Source organism: Klebsiella grimontii (assembly GCF_900200035.1).
GTDB lineage: Bacteria > Pseudomonadota > Gammaproteobacteria > Enterobacterales > Enterobacteriaceae > Klebsiella > Klebsiella grimontii.
The window spans coordinates 212,335-229,015 of the sequence record NZ_FZTC01000034.1 but is presented as its reverse complement, the minus strand read 5'-3'; the positions used below and the strand labels follow the sequence as shown (position 1 = coordinate 229,015).

The 16,681-nt window shown below is 53.1% G+C and carries 13 protein-coding genes, 1 pseudogene and 1 riboswitch; of the genes and pseudogenes, 6 read left to right on the top strand and 8 right to left on the bottom strand.

Features of this window, described 5'->3' with window-relative positions:
* Positions 1–7: 7 nt before the first annotated feature.
* Both KOSB73_RS26590 and KOSB73_RS26585 read right to left on the bottom strand, forming a co-directional pair.
* Complete coding sequence (locus KOSB73_RS26590) at positions 8–1,249, bottom strand: multifunctional CCA addition/repair protein (RefSeq protein ID WP_024358688.1); 1,242 nt, start codon at positions 1,247–1,249, stop codon at positions 8–10.
* Positions 1,250–1,309: 60 nt separating this feature from the next.
* A complete protein-coding gene (locus KOSB73_RS26585; RefSeq protein ID WP_004125329.1) occupies positions 1,310–1,930 on the bottom strand; it encodes a TIGR04211 family SH3 domain-containing protein in 621 nt (206 codons plus the stop codon).
* Positions 1,931–2,144: 214 nt separating this feature from the next.
* On the opposite strand from KOSB73_RS26585, the gene KOSB73_RS26580 reads away from it, so the two are divergent.
* Genes KOSB73_RS26580 through hldE form a run of 3 tightly spaced genes read left to right on the top strand, consistent with a single transcriptional unit; the run spans position 2,145 to position 7,793 of the window.
* Complete coding sequence (locus KOSB73_RS26580; RefSeq protein ID WP_049087450.1) at positions 2,145–3,443, top strand: CYTH domain-containing protein; 1,299 nt, start codon at positions 2,145–2,147, stop codon at positions 3,441–3,443.
* A gap of 23 nt (positions 3,444–3,466) precedes the next feature.
* On the top strand, positions 3,467–6,301 hold the full coding sequence (gene glnE, locus KOSB73_RS26575; RefSeq protein WP_098141259.1) for a bifunctional [glutamate--ammonia ligase]-adenylyl-L-tyrosine phosphorylase/[glutamate--ammonia-ligase] adenylyltransferase: 2,835 nt from the start codon (positions 3,467–3,469) through the stop codon (positions 6,299–6,301).
* A gap of 58 nt (positions 6,302–6,359) precedes the next feature.
* Complete coding sequence (gene hldE, locus KOSB73_RS26570; protein WP_004125323.1) at positions 6,360–7,793, top strand: bifunctional D-glycero-beta-D-manno-heptose-7-phosphate kinase/D-glycero-beta-D-manno-heptose 1-phosphate adenylyltransferase HldE; 1,434 nt, start codon at positions 6,360–6,362, stop codon at positions 7,791–7,793.
* Positions 7,794–7,934: 141 nt separating this feature from the next.
* Here hldE and KOSB73_RS30975 read toward each other — a convergent pair.
* Positions 7,935–8,075: pseudogene (locus tag KOSB73_RS30975) on the bottom strand (hypothetical protein); the annotation flags it as partial.
* On the opposite strand from KOSB73_RS30975, the gene glgS reads away from it, so the two are divergent.
* A complete protein-coding gene (gene glgS / locus KOSB73_RS26565) occupies positions 8,067–8,276 on the top strand; it encodes a cell surface composition regulator GlgS (RefSeq protein WP_004135725.1) in 210 nt (69 codons plus the stop codon). The pseudogene KOSB73_RS30975 and the gene glgS sit on opposite strands and share 9 nt — an antisense overlap.
* 54 nt (positions 8,277–8,330) lie before the next feature.
* Here the strand turns inward: glgS and ubiK are convergent, their stop codons facing one another.
* Positions 8,331–8,612, bottom strand: a complete 282-nt coding sequence (ubiK, locus tag KOSB73_RS26560) for a ubiquinone biosynthesis accessory factor UbiK (RefSeq protein WP_049089054.1) — start codon at positions 8,610–8,612, stop codon at positions 8,331–8,333.
* Between the two features lie 120 nt (positions 8,613–8,732).
* Positions 8,733–8,884, top strand: a riboswitch (FMN riboswitch).
* Positions 8,885–8,990: 106 nt separating this feature from the next.
* Here ubiK and ribB point away from each other — a divergent pair.
* Positions 8,991–9,644 carry a 3,4-dihydroxy-2-butanone-4-phosphate synthase gene (ribB, locus tag KOSB73_RS26555; protein WP_004125315.1) on the top strand — a complete coding sequence of 218 codons (654 nt, stop codon included), beginning with the start codon at positions 8,991–8,993 and terminating at the stop codon, positions 9,642–9,644.
* 74 nt (positions 9,645–9,718) lie between these two features.
* On the opposite strand, the gene KOSB73_RS26550 is transcribed toward ribB, so the two are convergent.
* The 4 genes from KOSB73_RS26550 to KOSB73_RS26535 all read right to left on the bottom strand — a co-directional run bounded on the left by KOSB73_RS26550 (position 9,719) and on the right by KOSB73_RS26535 (position 14,712).
* Positions 9,719–10,771, bottom strand: coding sequence for a pilus assembly protein (locus KOSB73_RS26550; RefSeq protein WP_049089055.1), 1,053 nt, complete (start codon positions 10,769–10,771; stop codon positions 9,719–9,721).
* A 2-nt stretch (positions 10,772–10,773) separates the two neighbouring features.
* The gene (locus tag KOSB73_RS26545) at positions 10,774–11,508 is read right to left on the bottom strand and encodes a fimbrial biogenesis chaperone (protein ID WP_098141257.1); all 735 of its coding nucleotides are present in this window, start codon (positions 11,506–11,508) and stop codon (positions 10,774–10,776) included.
* A 15-nt stretch (positions 11,509–11,523) separates the two neighbouring features.
* Entirely contained in the window at positions 11,524–14,052 is a 2,529-nt protein-coding gene (locus tag KOSB73_RS26540; protein WP_077265774.1) for a fimbria/pilus outer membrane usher protein, read from the bottom strand.
* 87 nt (positions 14,053–14,139) lie between these two features.
* A complete protein-coding gene (locus KOSB73_RS26535; RefSeq protein WP_004135738.1) occupies positions 14,140–14,712 on the bottom strand; it encodes a fimbrial-like protein in 573 nt (190 codons plus the stop codon).
* Between the two features lie 1,147 nt (positions 14,713–15,859).
* On the opposite strand from KOSB73_RS26535, the gene ygiD reads away from it, so the two are divergent.
* A complete protein-coding gene (gene ygiD, locus KOSB73_RS26530) occupies positions 15,860–16,651 on the top strand; it encodes a 4,5-DOPA-extradiol-dioxygenase (protein ID WP_098141255.1) in 792 nt (263 codons plus the stop codon).
* Positions 16,652–16,681: the final 30 nt, after the last annotated feature.

The window sequence follows — 16,681 nt, the reverse complement described above, 5'->3', positions numbered from 1 at the left end:
CCCGCCCTCAGTCGCGCGGCTGAGGGCAACGCTTTTCTTTCCAGCGGGCGACGGCCTGAATTCGCCGACGCGTTAGCTCTTCACGAATCTCAACGCCCTGAAAACCTTCCGCCAACACCTCTTTTGTTGAAACCGACCGGGCAACTTCCCAGGCTTCCAGCAGCAGGCGTCCCTGCGGATAATCGCAGGCTTCAAAGCCGGTGCGCCCGCGCACGTCGGCCTCGCTGGTTAAGGCGATTTGCCTGACACGATGCGGCTTGCGCCAGGCGTCGATATTATCGAACAGCTTGACCAGCGTTTTCGGCTGCAGGATGGGGAGCGTATGAATCAGATCGTGAAATTCGGCGACCAGCTTAGCCAGGTCGCGAATGTCGTTCGGTACTCGCAGACGGGCGCAGAGCTGCTCGACCAGCTTAACCCCCGCCGGGCCGTGACCATGATGGCGGGGCCAGAGCGCTTTCGGCGTTAGCCCTTTCCCCAGGTCGTGGCATAGCGTGGCAAAACGGACATCCACTTCCGGAGAGAGCATCGCCGCCATGGTGACGGTCATCAGCGTGTGCAGACCAGTGTCGATTTCCGGGTGCCATTTCGCCGGAGCCGGTACGCCATAAAGGGCGTCGACTTCCGGGAACAGCACCTTGAGCGCCCGGCAGTCGCGTAGTGTCTGGAAGAAGACCTGCGGGTTGCGGGTGGCAAGGGCGCTTTCCGTCTCTTTCCACACCCGCTCAGGCGTGAGGTGCGCCAGCTCGCCGGCATCGGCCATCGCGCGCATCAGCGCCATGGTTTCATCGGCGATGCGGAACCCCAGGTGCGCGTAGCGGGCGGCAAAGCGCGCCACGCGCAGGACGCGTAGCGGATCCTCGCTAAAAGCGGGCGAGACGTGGCGCAACAGGCGCTGGCGTAAGTCAGTCTGGCCGCCGTAGGGATCGATAATCTGGCCGTCGGCGTCCTGGGCCAGCGCATTGATCGTCAGATCGCGGCGCAGCAGATCTTGTTCAAGGGTAACGTCGGCTGCGGCATAGCAGGTAAAGCCGGTGTAACCGGAACCTGACTTGCGCTCGGTACGCGCCAGGGCATACTCTTCGCGGCTTTGCGGATGAAGGAACACGGGAAAATCACGGCCTACCTGCTGGTAGCCCGCGTCGAGAAGTTGCTGAGGCGTGGCGCCAACCACGACCCAATCTTTGTCTTTAACCGGTAGCCTTAATAACGCATCTCGTACTGCACCACCGACCAGATAAACCTTCACGCCTTACTCTCCCGTCTTCATTTTCTTACGATGATACGTAAGTCTGGCAGAGAAGACGAATTAGTTCATCCAACGGTCTTTGCGTTTGCGGCTCGGTACCAGGTGCGGCAACACCAGTCCGAGGATCAGGCCGACGCCCAGCACGCCGCCGCCGTACATAAACCACTGCATGATAATGGTGCGCTGTTTGTCATCAAGCTGCAGATTCGCGGCGTTTACCTTTTTCTGCGCGACAACCAGCTCATTTTTCAGCTTTTGGTTCTCTTCTTTCAGGCCGTTGATAACGGCGTCGCTACCGGCGACTTTCTTCTGCATGTCCGCCGTGCGCTGGTTCCAGGTGGTGTCGATATTGTTCAGTTTGTCGGTCAGGGTTTTGACCTGGTTTTCCAGATCCGGCACGCGGGTGCGCAGGCTGGGCTCGTTGCTCAGCTCTTTCAGGGGGATCCAGGCTGTACGGCCGCTGCCGTCGCGTACCTGAGCATAGTTCGTGCTGTCGTTGGTTTGCAGCACCGCGACTTCCTCACCGGCGTTGATGGTGCCCACGAGACGATAGTTATCGCCCGGACCGCTGCGCACCCAGGTATTCAGTTCATCTGAAACGTAACGTTTTTCTTCCGCGTGAACCGCCGTGGCGGCGCTCAGCGCCAGCAAAGTCAATGTAATAAGGCGTAATTTAGGCATCAGGTCATCGTTTGGTCATAAAAAGTTGAACGATAGTAGTGGCATCGCCGAAGCGACGCAAAGTTTTCCGCCACAATCGGAATCATCCAGGAGGTGGCCCGGCAAAATGCGCATTGCATGGCGATTCGCCGCAAAATACTATTTACTGACAAGAAATATCGTTGTTAGTTCGCCGCAATTTCCCGGCACAGCATATAAGCGGAAGAATTCAGTCATGGCTCAAGAAATCGAATTAAAGTTTATCGTCGCTCAGGATGGCGTTGACGCGCTGCGTCAGCACCTCAACACGCTGGAGGCAAAGCATACGCCCGCGGGTCAATTGCTGAATATTTACTATGAAACGGCGGATAACTGGCTGCGCCGCCACGACATGGGGCTGCGCATTCGCGGCGACCAGGGACGCTATGAAATGACGCTGAAAATCGCCGGGCGCGTCGTCGGCGGCCTGCATCAGCGTCCGGAATACAACATTCCGCTGGACACGCCGGAGCTGGCGCTGGAGAAACTGCCGGCTGAGGTCTGGCCGCAGGGAGAACTGCCGGCGGAGCTCGCACAGAACGTACAGCCGCTTTTCAGCACTGATTTTGCGCGTGAAAGATGGGTTGTAAAGGAAGGCGATAGCGAAATTGAAATCGCGCTCGACCGCGGCGCAGTCAAAGCCGGTGAACACCAGGAGCCGATTTGTGAACTGGAGCTGGAACTGCTGTCCGGTAAAACGCAGGACATTCTGACCCTTGCCCGTCGCCTGCTAGATACCGGCGTACTGCGCCAGGGTAGCTTGAGCAAGGCGGCGCGCGGTTATCATCTGGCGCAGGGCAATGAAGAACGTCCGCTCACCGCGTTGTCTATCCTTCGCGTCGCGCCGAAGGCCAGCGTCGAACAGGCACTGGAAGCGGCGCTGGAAAGCGCGCTCGCGCACTGGCTGTATCATGATGAACTCCTCAATCGCGGCAATGCGAAAGCGAAAGCGGAGATTCTGCACGCCATCGCCCGCGTGCGGCATGCGCTGGTGCTGTTTGGCGGCATTGTTCCGCGCAAGGCCACCACGCTGCTGCGTGAGCGTCTGAACGAAGCCGAAACGGCGCTGGCGGAGGCCGAAACGGCCCAGGCGGCGCTTTTCAGCGTGGCGACCGTCAGAGCGAAACTGACGCTCACCGATCTGCTGGTAAACCGCGGCTGGCGTCCTTTCCTGAACGCTGCCGGGGAACAGAAGATTGCCGGATCGTTTAAACGCTTCGCGGATATTCAGCTCTCCAGAGCGGCGGCGGAGCTGAAAAACGCCTTCCGCCAGCCGTCCGCTGACGGTTATGTCGATCAGCTTCCGCGCCTGACCCGCGAAATTGACACCGTTCAACTGTTATCCGGAGCTTATCTCGACGTCGCCGGGCCGTGGCTGGAAAACTGGCAAGAGACCCGCCGGGCGATTGCGCATAACGACAGTAGCGTTATCGAATATTTTCGTCGCCAGGCGCTGGCAGCGGAGCCGTTCTGGCTGCATAGTGGAAAACGATAATTTCAGGCCAGGGAGCCCCTAAGATGCCGCTTTCTTCGCAGTTACAGCAGCACTGGCAGACGGTCATAGACCGACTGCCAGCGGATTTTCCCGTATCGACGTTGAGCGAACGGGCGCAATCGGTTATGGCCTTCAGCGATTTTGTCGCGCAGAGTCTGATCGCGCAGCCGCAGTGGCTGGCGGGGCTTGAAAGTGCGCCTCCCGAGGCGCTGGAGTGGCATCACTACGCCGAGTGGCTGCGGGTTCGCCTGGCCGAGGTCAATGATGAGGCCGCGCTGATGCGCGAGCTGCGCCAGTTTCGCCGCTGGATTATGGTGCGCATCGCCTGGGCCCAGGCGCTATCGCTGGTCAGCGAAGAGAGCAGTCTACAGCAGCTCAGCGCGCTGGCGGAGACCTTAATCGTCGCCGCGCGCGACTGGCTTTACGCCGCCTGCTGCCGCGAATGGGGGACGCCGTGTAATGCGGAAGGTTCAGCTCAGCCGCTGCTGATCCTCGGCATGGGCAAGCTCGGCGGCGGCGAGCTGAATTTCTCCTCCGACATCGATCTGATTTTCGCCTGGCCGGAGCACGGCTCCACCCGCGGCGGCCGTCGCGAGCTGGATAACGCGCAGTTTTTTACCCGTCTCGGACAGCGCCTGATTAAGGTGCTGGATCAGCCCACCCAGGATGGCTTTGTCTACCGCGTGGATATGCGCCTGCGCCCGTTTGGCGACAGCGGCCCGCTGGTGCTGAGCTTTGCCGCGCTGGAAGATTATTACCAGGAGCAGGGGCGCGACTGGGAGCGCTATGCGATGGTGAAAGCGCGCATCATGGGCGAGAACGATGGTGTTTATGCCGGCGAGCTGCGCGCTATGCTGCGGCCATTTGTCTTCCGCCGTTATATTGATTTCAGCGTGATTCAGTCCCTGCGTAATATGAAGGGAATGATTGCCCGCGAGGTGCGCCGCCGGGGTCTGAAGGATAATATCAAGCTCGGCGCGGGCGGTATCCGCGAAGTGGAGTTTATCGTCCAGGTCTTTCAACTGATTCGCGGCGGTCGCGAGCCGATGCTGCAACAGCGGGCCCTGCTGCCGACGCTGGCCGCCATCGAGGAGCTGCACCTGCTGCCGGAAGGCGATGCGCAGAGGCTGCGCGAAGCCTATCTGTTTTTGCGACGCCTCGAAAACCTGCTGCAGAGTATCAACGATGAGCAGACGCAAACTCTGCCGCAGGATGAGCTTAATCGCGCCCGGCTGGCTTGGGGGATGGGCGCTGCCGACTGGGAGACGCTCAGCGCGCGGCTGGCGGAGCAGATGGCCAACGTGCGGCGCGTGTTTAATGAACTGATCGGCGACGATGAAACGCAGTCGCCGGATGAACAGCTTGAAGAGTACTGGCGCGAACTGTGGCAGGACGCGCTGCAGGAGGACGATACCAGCCCGGCGCTGGCGCATCTTGCTGATAACGATCGCCGCAGCGTGCTGGCGCTGATCGCCGATTTTCGTAAAGAGCTGGATCGGCGGACGATTGGTCCGCGCGGCCGTCAGGTGCTCGATCAGCTCATGCCGCATCTGCTTAGCGAAATCTGTTCGCGCGCCGATGCCCCGGTGCCGCTGGCGCGCATCACGCCGCTGCTGACCGGAATTGTCACCCGTACAACCTACCTGGAGCTGCTGAGCGAGTTCCCCGGCGCGCTAAAGCACCTGATTAGCCTGTGCGCCGCATCGCCGATGGTCGCCAGCCAGCTGGCCCGTCACCCGCTGCTGCTGGACGAGCTGCTGGACCCGAATACGCTTTATCAGCCGACGGCCACCGATGCCTATCGCGACGAGCTTCGGCAGTATCTGCTGCGCGTACCGGAAGAGGATGAAGAGCAGCAGCTGGAGGCGCTTCGCCAGTTTAAGCAGGCGCAGCTGCTGCATATTGCCGCGGCGGATATCGCCGGAACCCTGCCGGTGATGAAAGTGAGCGATCACTTGACCTGGCTGGCGGAGGCGATGATTGATGCGGTCGTCCAGCAGGCCTGGCTGCAGATGGTGGCCCGCTACGGGAAGCCGACGCACCTTCACGAGCGCCAGGGGCGCGGTTTTGCGGTGGTCGGCTACGGCAAGTTGGGAGGCTGGGAGCTGGGCTACAGTTCCGATCTCGACCTGGTATTCCTCCACGATTGTCCGATGGAGGTGATGACCGACGGCGAGCGCGAAATCGACGGTCGGCAGTTTTATCTGCGCCTGGCGCAGCGCATCATGCATCTTTTCAGCACCCGCACCTCGTCGGGCATTCTGTACGAAGTGGACGCTCGCTTACGTCCTTCTGGCGCGGCGGGCATGCTGGTGACTACCGCCGATTCCTTTGCTGATTATCAACAAAACGAGGCATGGACCTGGGAGCATCAGGCGCTGGTTCGCGCCCGCGTGGTGTACGGCGATCCTGAGCTACAGGCGCGCTTTGACGCGATTCGTCGGGATATTCTCACCGCCCCGCGGGAGGGCGAAAAACTGCAAACCGAAGTGCGGGAAATGCGTGAAAAAATGCGCGCTCATCTGGGGAATAAGCATCCCGATCGCTTTGATATTAAAGCCGATGCCGGGGGGATCACGGATATTGAATTTATTACCCAGTATCTGGTCCTACGCTATGCCAGTGATAAACCGAAGCTCACGCGCTGGTCCGATAACGTCCGTATTCTGGAACTGCTGGCGCAGAATGACATTATGGACGAGGGAGAGGCGAGGGCGTTAACTCACGCTTACACTACGCTGCGCGATGCGCTACATCACCTGGCGCTGCAGGAACAGCCGGGGCACGTGGCGCCAGAGGCGTTTAGCGAGGAGCGTGAACAGGTCAGCGCCAGCTGGCAGAAGTGGTTGATGGCTTAACTAAAAAACCGGGTGTGCTATTATCGCGCGCAAAGTTTGCGTCTCGCAGGAGAGAGGAATGAAAGTAACGCTGCCAGAGTTTGAACGTGCAGGAGTGTTGGTGGTTGGCGATGTGATGCTGGACCGCTATTGGTATGGACCCACCAGCCGCATTTCGCCGGAAGCGCCGGTGCCGGTGGTGAAGGTGGAAAATATCGAAGAACGTCCTGGCGGCGCGGCAAACGTGGCGATGAACATTGCGTCCCTCGGCGCGACCTCTCGCCTCGTTGGCCTGACCGGGATTGACGATGCCGCCCGCGCGTTGAGTAAGGCGCTGGCCGACGTTAACGTGAAGTGCGATTTTGTCTCCGTCCCGACGCACCCGACGATTACCAAACTGCGCGTGCTGTCGCGTAACCAGCAGCTGATTCGTCTCGATTTTGAAGAAGGGTTCTCCGGCGTCGACCCGCAGCCGATGCACGAACGTATTCAGCAGGCGCTGGGCTCCATTGGCGCACTGGTACTCTCTGATTACGCCAAAGGCGCGCTGACCAGCGTTCAGACCATGATTAAGCTGGCTCGCGACGCGGGCGTTCCGGTGCTCATTGACCCGAAAGGCACGGATTTTGAACGCTATCGTGGCGCCACCCTGCTGACGCCTAACCTCTCAGAGTTTGAAGCGGTAGCGGGTAAATGTAAGGATGAAGAAGAGATCGTTGAGCGCGGGATGAAAATCATTGCCGATTTCGATCTCTCCGCGCTGCTGGTGACCCGTTCCGAGCAGGGGATGACGCTGCTGCAGCCTGGGCGGCCGCCGCTGCATATGCCTACTCAGGCGCAGGAAGTTTATGATGTTACCGGCGCGGGCGACACGGTCATCGGCGTGCTGGCGGCGACGCTGGCTTCCGGCAACACGCTGGAAGAGGCCTGCTATTTTGCCAACGCGGCGGCGGGCGTCGTGGTGGGTAAACTCGGTACCTCTACCGTTTCGCCTATCGAACTGGAGAACGCGGTGCGCGGGCGCTCAGAGACCGGTTTTGGCGTGATGGGCGAAGAGGAGCTGAAGCTGGCGGTCGCCGCGGCGCGCAAGCGCGGCGAGAAAGTGGTGATGACCAACGGCGTGTTCGACATTTTACACGCGGGCCACGTTTCCTACCTGGCGAACGCTCGCAAGCTGGGCGACAGGCTGATTGTGGCGGTGAACAGCGACGCATCAACGAAGCGTCTGAAAGGCGAGTCTCGTCCGGTCAACCCGCTGGATCAGCGTATGATCGTGCTGGGCGCGCTGGAAGCCGTCGACTGGGTGGTCTCTTTTGAAGAGGACACACCGCAGCGGCTGATTGCCGGCATTCTGCCGGATCTGCTGGTGAAAGGCGGCGACTATAAGCCGGAACAGATTGCCGGTAGTGAAGAGGTATGGGCAAACGGCGGCGAGGTGCTGGTGCTCAACTTCGAAGACGGCTGTTCGACGACCAACATCATTAAGAAGATCCAGAAAGATAACAAACAGTAATGTTTTCTCTCCCCACCGTAGCGGCGGTATATCCGGGATTATCGCGCTAAACGCCGCGTAACCGACGATTCCGCTACAAAGTAGTGCAAAAGAGGCCCGCGATCGCCTAATCGCGGGCCTCTTTTTATTTAATGACGGCATAAATGATTTGGCGCAATAAATCACCATGTTGGGCGCATTTTTCGTACAAAAAACGTTAAGGTAAGGATAAATACTGAAGTAAGTAAAAAGCATATGACCAATCAGAACACCAACGGCTGAAGGAGTATGCGTATGAAGAATAACGATATGTATTTAATGAAGAATTTTGATTTCCTGGCCCAGAGTTTCGCCAGAATGAACGCACAAGGTCAGCCCGTCGATCTTCAGGCCATTGTTGGCAATATGGATGAAGCGCATCGTGAATGGTTCTGTCAACGCTATGAGCTGTACTGCCGGCAGGCGAACAGCGCGATGACGCCAGAAGCGGAGCTGGAGCACTAATCAACTTTCCACCTTACCGATATGACAACGGGCCTTGCGGCCCGTTGCTTGTTTTTACTGCTTCTCTTCTGCGTCAGGCGTCGCCGGCGCGCTCAGCGAACGGCTTTCCAGATCGTTAAGACGCTGCTCCAGCAGCGCCAGCTTTTCACGCGTGCGCAGCAGCACCTGCGTCTGCACGTCGAACTCTTCGCGGCTTACCAGGTCCAGGCGAGTTAACTGCGACTGGAGCACCTGACGAATTTTTTTCTCCACGTCTTCCCCCAGATCGCGGAGCCCTTTCGGCATCGATTCATGAACCTGACGGGCGATTTGTTCAATTTTTTTCGGGTCAATCATGGTGGTATCCTGCTCTGGTCGGTTATGGGCTCATTGTAGTGCGATCGTCGGTGCCTATAAACCATAAATGTTTGAAGCTTATGCATTGCCGACGATAGTCAATAGCGTTATAGTGACTTTGCTTATTCTCAGGGCGGGGCGAAATTCCCCACCGGCGGTAAATCAACCATAGCGTTGAAAGCCCGCGAGCGCTTTCTGTGAATGCAGAAAGGTCAGCAGATCCGGTGTAATTCCGGGGCCGACGGTTAGAGTCCGGATGGGAGAGAGTAACGGCTCAGTCGGGTTTCTGCCCGCTTGCGTTGACTTTTGCCGCTAAACCGGCGCTCCTAAGACTGCCCTGATTCTGGTAACCATACAATTAATGAGGTTTTTTTTACCATGAATCAGACGCTACTTTCCTCTTTTGGTACCGCTTTTGAACGTGTGGAACACGCTTTAGATGCACTGCGCGAAGGCCGCGGTGTGATGGTACTTGACGATGAAGATCGTGAAAACGAAGGCGATATGATTTTCGCCGCTGAAACCATGACCGTTGAGCAAATGGCCCTGACTATTCGTCACGGCAGCGGTATTGTTTGCCTGTGCCTGACGGAAGATCGCCGTAAACAGCTCGACCTGCCAATGATGGTTGAGAACAACACCAGCGCCTACGGTACCGGTTTTACCGTGACCATCGAAGCCGCTGAAGGCGTGACCACCGGCGTTTCCGCCGCTGACCGCGTGACCACCGTGCGTGCGGCGATTGCCGATGGCGCGAAGCCGTCCGACCTGAACCGTCCTGGCCACGTTTTCCCGCTGCGCGCGCAGCCGGGCGGCGTGTTGACCCGCGGCGGCCATACCGAAGCGACTATCGACCTGGTGACGTTAGCAGGTTTCAAACCGGCTGGCGTACTGTGCGAACTGACCAACGATGATGGCTCTATGGCCCGCGCGCCGCAGTGCATCGAGTTTGCTCAGCAGCATAATATGGCTGTGGTCACTATCGAAGATTTAGCGGCTTACCGTCGTGAGCACGAACGTAAAGCCAGCTGATCGCTGACATTGCGCCAAATAATAAAGCCGGGTTATCCCGGCTTTATTATTGTCAGTCATGAAATTTTTAATGACTATTGATAATTTATCTTGATGATGACATCTTTACTGAATGGCCCATCGGCCACAGATTCAGACGGTTTTTTAGTGAGTTCGGCGGTATAGTTATGCGTTACTGTTGAAGGTTCACCGGGTATATATGTTGTAAAAGGCATATATTGGTTGAAAAGAACATCAGTATTAGCCGTGTCATCTACGATATTTAATAATAGCCCGTTCCCTATATCCAGATGTGTGGAATCGTAGAGATTTTCATTAATATAGAAACTGGTAGTAATATCAAATCGTTCAGTGCAGCCTGCAGTTTGATCTCGAATAGTTGAAAGACTAAAGTTTTTTTTCAGGACCGGCATGTTTTTTTCGTAGTTATAAATAGCTCCGAAATCAACAGTTTGATTTTCAGGATACAGCTTAACTGATGCTGTGCAGGTCAGAATATGGATATTATCCAGCCCTGAAATATAGTAACGTAAATTTTTAGCGTTGCTAAGCAGGTTCGCTCCCCCTTCACCATCAAACTGCAGTACGTTAATATCGCCAAAATTATAGACCGTTGAGCTATCAGGAGGAATCGCTGCTATTTTAACGTACAGGCGGAAGCGGGCGTTAAAGGTTATATTTTTTTGCAATGACGAACCATTACATACAGGATCATGAAAGATACTTGGGATTAGATAGTGATCCTGTCTATCAAGACAGGCGCCGGTGTTGATCCCTTGATTAATGCCTTCATAATCGACACCGGCATATGTTACGCCAAAAGTAAAATAGGGATTGTTGAGCACATCGCCGCTATTAAAAGCTGATAACTTTATCCACGCATAGATATTTTCTGTGGGTTTCGATGGAGACCATTCGCTCGCGTTATCGCAGTAAACCGTAATGTTAATGTCCGAGCTTTCCCATATCTTTTTCCCTAGCTGGATGTCGTTAGGGATGGTGAATGGGGGGAGAGTTAGCGTTGCGCTCACCGGGCCGCCATAGGTATTTTGATAGCAGTCAACCGCCCACGCAGGGAATGAAAACAGGCAGGCTAATAATGCTAAAAAACTGATTACTTTTTTCATTATTATTCCTTTTTCACCGGTTCGGACTGGCATGTTGCCTGAACAGAGTTGCAGCTGATCTTAAACATATGCAGGCCACCGTAATCGCCAATATAGCCGACCTGGAAATTCGCCGGTAAATTTTTAATTTCCTGGACCGCCTGGCCAAAGGGTTCCGCCATCATGCTGGCGGTTTTCGGTAGCAATGTTTTGCCGTTAACGCCGATATAACCGACAGTAATAAAGTAGGGAGACTTGTTCTTCAGCGTCAATCCACTGGCGGTTCGGCTAATGTCGACTTTGCCGACCAGATTTACCTGTCCATCAGGTATTTCGATAGCCTTTGGTCGCCAGAAAAGTTTAATCCGGCTCTGCATGGCAATCTGCATAACGTTTTTCTGTTCTGAACGCGGCGGAATTTCCCGAATATTGTAATAAAATAGCGATTCTCTGTCGGCAGGAAGCTGCGCCAGCGTTGCTTGCCCCATCAGGCGCACCTGCGCCTGCTCGCCGGCTTCAAGGCGCAACATTGGCGGTATTGCAGTGATATAAGTACGAGATTTTTTATTATCCTTGTCCTCTATCCATGATTGGGCAAGGAAAGGCGTGTCGGGACTCTGGTTGGTCAGACGCACCGAGACGCTTTTATCCGATTGGTTATAAATGATGCGTGTTCTGTCAGGAGATACGGCGGCATTGGCCGCAAAACTGGCGCCCGCCAGGCATAAAATTCCTTTTTTCATTACGTTTATCTTCATTGTCTTCATCCTGAATTAATGTTGAGACTTACACGGTAAAATAACGGCCTGACCATCAGCATTACTGTGGTTAGGTGGTGTAATGTCGCAGGCTTTATCGTTCCATTTGAGCGTCAGGATACTATTTTCCTGCACGCCGCTGAGGTACACGAAGCCATCATCGGCCACCAGTCCGATATCACGACCGGTCGATTTATCTGTCACGGTAACGCCCAACGGCGGATAGCGTCCATCTTCCAGGCGGATGACGCCAATAATTTGATAGCCTTTGGTCGCGCTGAGCGGCATATAACCAATGGCTCCCTCGGTTAGCGTGGTGCGAATAACCGAGTTAGTGACATCGACACCTTCGGGTAGGTTGTTATTATTTACCATTACCGTGGCGGTAGTATAGTTACCCACCGATGGGACCACGGAAATACCAAATATATTAGTCTTACTGCGATTGTTATTCACTTCAACGCCAGAGATGCTATCCGCATCCACCATGACGCGGGAACTATTACCGGGGCTATAATCATGGAATGCCGCCCCATAACGCGTTGCCGTAAACGAACCGTTCCAGCCCGCGCTTAATGTGCGATAGTTGCTGGGCTGCACGCTGCCGTTAACATTTAGCCGGCCCCAGGGAGAGTAGTGTTGGTAATAACCGCGCAAGGCCGCTTCGCCATCGCTATAGTCTTTATCGCTGCCAGATACGGATAAATTCCAGGTATTGTTGCGGTCCGAACTGTCATAGTATGTTGCAGTTTGTGTAGCGGCGTCGTCGCCGTAGCGTTGTAAACTGTAGGTAACATTGCGGTTGTTTTCAAATGGTACTGAAATAGAGAAATAGTATTGATTTTCTTCATCATCGCCCCAGCTCACGCGGCTCATTGCCAGAGAGGCGGACATATTCTTGAAATCGCCAATATCAAAGTTGCGGCTAACGGAGAATGAATAGTTGGTATTGGTATCACTATTCCAGTAGGTATTGCGCGTAATGCTCAGATAGCTGTTTAGCGCCAACGGTTCGATATATTGGTTAAATGAGAGGACATAGCTCTCTTTTTCATTATTGTTGGTATTGTTACCATCACGCGAATTGATATATTCACTCATCGTGACATATTCTTTATCCGAAAAACGATAACCCGCGAAGGTTATCTGACTGCCCGTTTCCTCGAAGCGCTTAGAATAGTTTGCGCGATAGCTGAAGCCGCGCTGCTTGCCTTCATTGTCATCGCGTAAATTGGCCTCTGCCCGCGTGACATCAAAGGAGAGGGAGCCAAAGCTATTCAGGTTAAAGCCGATTCCGCTGGTCGCCGCCTGGTAGTCGTCGGCGGTAACGATCGCGCCGCCGTATAAAGAGATATCGCTCAGCCAGCCCCATGAAATCTCTCCCGTCCAGAAGAGTGGGTTGTTAATGTCGTTGTGGGTGGTTGATGTAGGCTTGCCCACGGAGCTTTTATAACGTATCTGGCCCTGACGCGTCAGAAACGGGATAGAGGCTGAACCGACCTGAAACGTGCTTTTACGCCCATCTTCTTCTTCAATGGTGACATCCAGTTGCCCCTGCAACGTGGTCCCCAGATCGGTAATTGTAAACGGTCCGGGGGAAACGGAAGTTTGATACAAAGTACGGCCGTTCTGTGAAACGGTGACCCTGGCGTTTGTTTGAGCGATGCCGCTTATTTGCGGCGCGTATCCGCGCAGGTCCGGCGGTAGCATCTGTTCGTCGCTCTCCAGTGAAGCGCCGGTAAAATGGAACGTATCGTAGAGATCGGAACTGAGATCATACTGCCCCATGGTGAGTTTCGACGCCAGGGATGGAATAGGGCGGAACAGATAGGTTCGCGGCAGACTGCTGTTGCTGCCGTTGGAGTTATTTTCAGTAAACGACTGATCGTACTGATAATCGCTGCGTAGACGCCATGCGCCTAAGTTGAAACCCAGCGTGCCGTAGGTATTTACGTTTTGGTTGCTGTCGCCATGGCTGGGAACATACTGGCTGGCGTAGAGGTTATAATCCATGATAAAACCAGTAACCCCCACGTCCCAGAACTCCGGCGGGGTCCAGTTTTTGGCCCGATACTTCATCCACGCTTGGGGAACCGTTAAGGTCAGTATCATATTCGCTTTGTCCAGGCGAGTGACCAGGTCCGATTTATGGCTCAGATCGAGGCAACCTTGCGGGTTCAGCGGCTGTAGAGACAAGATAAACGCATCCGCAAAACCAAATTCTGTTAGATGTTCTTGAGTCAGGCAAAGCAGAGACCCATTTTCATTATCCGATTTTATCCATTCGAGATTATAGGCGCGCGGAAGCGTATTTTTGTTTATTTGTACGCGTACTAAATAGGTACCAACAGGGATGTAGCCTTTCTTTTCAAATTGCGAGAGATCGACGTTTTCCCGATCTTCGGCATCGATCATATCTGTATTAAATTCAATGGCATAAATCGACGTTGATAAAGAAAATACCATACATACAGAATAGAGGGCCCGCTTTATTAAAAGAGATAATCCTTTGGGCGTTAAATCGGAATAAATGAGATTACGCATAAAATCCGTTTCTTTTAATAAAGTAGGCCAACAAAGCCGGTGAGTTTTCACCGGCCTGGATTAATCAAGCAAGACAACAAATAGTGATTATTGATAAGCCAGGACGTAGTTTGCCTGAGCGTAAACATCACCTTCGGTAGCTTTTTTGGTCGGAGATTCCATACGTGCGTGGAAGTTCAGATCCTGAGTCGGGTTGGTATCGGTAAACATGACCGGAACTGCGGTGCCCAGAGTAACGGTGTTGTAACCTGCATCCAGGATACGCACGCCAACGTTAGTTGCGCCGCCGTAGTTGTTTTCTTTGGTGTTGGACATCAGGCTAGTGTCGGAAACATCAACGTTAGCAGAGGTAAAAGTCACATTAACTTTGTTAATAGTAGTGGTTTTGCCTTCAGTATCAGTGCTGGTCAGTACGCAATCACGCAGTTGAATAGTGAAGTCAGCAGACTGAGAATACTGGCCGCCATTCAGCACGGTGTCAGCAACCTGACCCAGATTTACGTCAATCTGAGAGCTTTCCGGAGCAACAGAGCAAGGTGCAGTAATTACTGTGCCGGAAAAATTAACGATACCGTGACCCTGATCGATTGCGCTTGCATTAAAAGCAGCTGTAGATAAAAGGGTAGTGGTGGCAACAGCGAGCAGTGTTTTCTTTAACATGGAATATAATCCTTTATAGATTAATCATATCTAGCGAATATAAACAAAATCCTGAAAGTTAAATATTAGAACCTGGGGGTTAATATTAACTTACGGCGCGAAATTATCATGTCACCATCTGTTACACTCGTTATTTATAGTTAACATTTATCTTTAGTTTAAGTTAATATATATGTTATTATTGCGTTTCTTAGACTATAGTCTGAATTGCTAAGCATGTTTAGCGCGATTTTTAACTTTTAATATATTTTATGTGAATGTAACTTCTTCTTTTTGCTATCGGATTTTTATCACCATAATAGCTGTTAACTTAAAATTGTCCTTTACTATAGAATATGCGGCTGACTATTTTTATTACTTAATGTTAAATTGGATAATTTGAACTTATTTCTTATTTGTTATGGATTCACGAGATGAATTGACTATGCCGATCCTGACATAAAATGATTTTATCTGCCAATCAACCATAGACTATGTCTTATGGCGACACGGTTCTTAATATGTAGGTCTTTTAACCCATTAATCTCATAAAGTAGTATGGTCTGGACTACGTTATTGGAGAGCATGACTTTATTCAGTTGGCTGCTAACACCAATTTATTAGTATAATCTATGTATATGGAAAACTCGATACTCATTGTCAGAGTATATAGTTGGTTATTCTCTTTTAATGAATGGTTATGAATAAAATATCCTGCAGAAATATAGCGTTAGTAAGCTTTTCCTGATAGGTAATGATTACGAGCTGGTTAAAAATAGAGCGGGTGCGCTATGCAGAGTTGATCTTGTCATCTACATGCGAATACGCGATATAGAGTGTCTACAAGATGTTCCCTCTTTGTCGACAAATAACAGAGAATGCTTATCGGCTCAGTCAGTATTGAAAGTTTTTGCCAGTAAGCCTCTTTCTGTGACTCACGTTGCCCGTGGACTGATTTTGCAAAACGTTTAAGATGCGGAAAATAAACAGCGTGTAATCATGGTAATTTGTTGAATTTAAATAAAAATTTTAATTTCTATTCTGGTTGCAAACCAATTTTATTGATATTCAAATTTTCTGACGATCATCATCATGCTTATCTGAGTTTATCCTGAATAAAAAGCGCGTAAGGTAAATGCATCCACTATTCTCAACCAAGGATATTACTATGTCACGTATCCGCATGCCGGCACTGTTTTTAGGCCACGGTAGTCCGATGAACGTGCTGGAAGATAACATCTATACCCGCGCCTGGCGGCATCTGGGCGAGACGCTGCCGCGGCCTAAAGCTATTGTGGTGATATCCGCGCACTGGTTTACACGCGGTACGGGAGTGACCGCGATGGAGGCGCCGAAAACAATCCATGATTTTGGCGGTTTTCCACAGGCGCTTTACGATACGTATTATCCGGCGCCGGGTTCACCTGAGCTGGCCCAACGCCTGGTTGAGCTGCTGGCGCCGGTGCCGGTGACGCTGGATAAAGAAGCCTGGGGCTTTGACCACGGTTCATGGGGCGTGTTGATTAAAATGTATCCCGATGCCGATATTCCGATGGTGCAGCTGAGTATTGATAGTACGAAACCCGCCGCATGGCATTTAGAAATGGGGCGTAAGCTGGCTCAGTTGCGTGATGAAGGCATTATGCTGGTGGCCAGCGGCAATGTGGTGCATAACCTGCGTACCGCGCGCTGGCACGGCGAGAATACGCCCTATCCTTGGGCGGAGTCGTTTAATGACTACGTGAAGGCGAACCTCGCCTGGCAAGGGCCCGTGGCCGAGCATCCGCTGGTGAATTACCTGGCGCATGAAGGCGGATCGTTATCTAACCCGACGGCCGAGCACTTTCTGCCGCTGCTGTATGTTCTTGGCGCCTGGGACGGCGAGGAGCCGATCACTATTCCGGTTGAAGGAATAGAAATGGGGTCGTTGAGTATGCTGTCAGTAGTGATTGGCGCTTGAGAAAAAACAAAACCCCGGCAGTAAGCGGTG